This window comes from Neisseria sp. P0021.S006, from assembly GCF_051956895.1.
Map to the genome: position 1 here is coordinate 1 of NZ_JBQCWZ010000444.1, position 1,136 is coordinate 1,136.

The 1,136-nt window shown below is 55.6% G+C and carries 1 protein-coding gene; it reads right to left on the reverse strand.

All coding sequences use genetic code 11. The features are described from left to right. The coding region (locus ACTHUM_RS14860) for a YifB family Mg chelatase-like AAA ATPase (RefSeq protein WP_440403272.1) at positions 1-1,136 on the reverse strand (1,136 nt) is incomplete at both ends.

Sequence of the window (1,136 nt, forward strand, 5' to 3'; positions counted from 1 at the left end):
CAATACGGTCGAGCAATGGCCCTGAAATTTTGTTGCGGTAGCGGGCAACGCTTTCAGGCGTGCAGCGGCAAGGTTTGGACGGATGGCCAAGATAGCCGCAAGGGCAGGGATTCATGGCGGCGACGAGCTGGAACTTGGCCGGATAAACGGCTTGGCGTGCGGCGCGGGAAATATGGATTTCGCCGTTTTCTAAAGGTTCGCGCAACACTTCTAATACTTTACGGTCAAACTCGGGCAATTCGTCTAAAAACAACACACCGTGATGCGCCAATGAAATTTCGCCCGGACGCGGGTCTGAACCACCACCTACCATAGCAGCCGAGCTGGCGCTGTGATGAGGGCTGCGGAAAGGACGGTTGCTGTCGAGTTGCTGTTGATGGTTGGGCAGGAGCGAACGCAATGCCCATACTTCGACTAATTCGTCTTCGGTCAAAGGAGGAAGGATGCCAGGCAAACGTTGCGAAAGCATGGATTTGCCCGTTCCTGGCGGCCCCATCATCAACAAGCTGTGTCCGCCTGCCGCTGCGATTTCCAAGGCAAGGCGGGCAGTATGCTGGCCTTTAACATCGGCTAAATCAGGAATTTTACTTTGTTCAGACGGCCTTTGCGTCAGCTTGCATTCGGTTTGTGTCAACGGTTCGATGCCGTTTAAATGCGCGGCCACTTCGCCCAAAGAACGCGCACCATAAACCGCGATACCGCGCATAACGGCAGCCTGTTCGGCATTTTCTTGTGGCAATACGAACGAACGGCCTGCCTGCATTCCCTGCCATGCCATGGCCAGCGCGCCGCGTACGGGACGCAGCAAGCCGGACAGCGCCAATTCTCCGGCAAACTCATATTGCGAGAGCTTTTCAGGATTGATTTGTCCCGATGCGGCAAGAATACCTAAGGCAATCGGCAAATCGAAACGGCCGGATTCTTTTGGGAGGTCGGCCGGTGCGAGGTTGACGGTAATTTTCTTGGCGGGAAAGTCGAAGCCGCTTTGGATGATGGCGGCACGCACGCGGTCGCGGCTTTCTTTGACTTCAGTATCGGGCAAACCGACGATATTGAAATGTGGCAAGCCGTTGGCAAGGTGGGCTTCCACTTCGACCAACGGCGCATTCATGCCGCTTAAGGCGCGGCTGTAAACC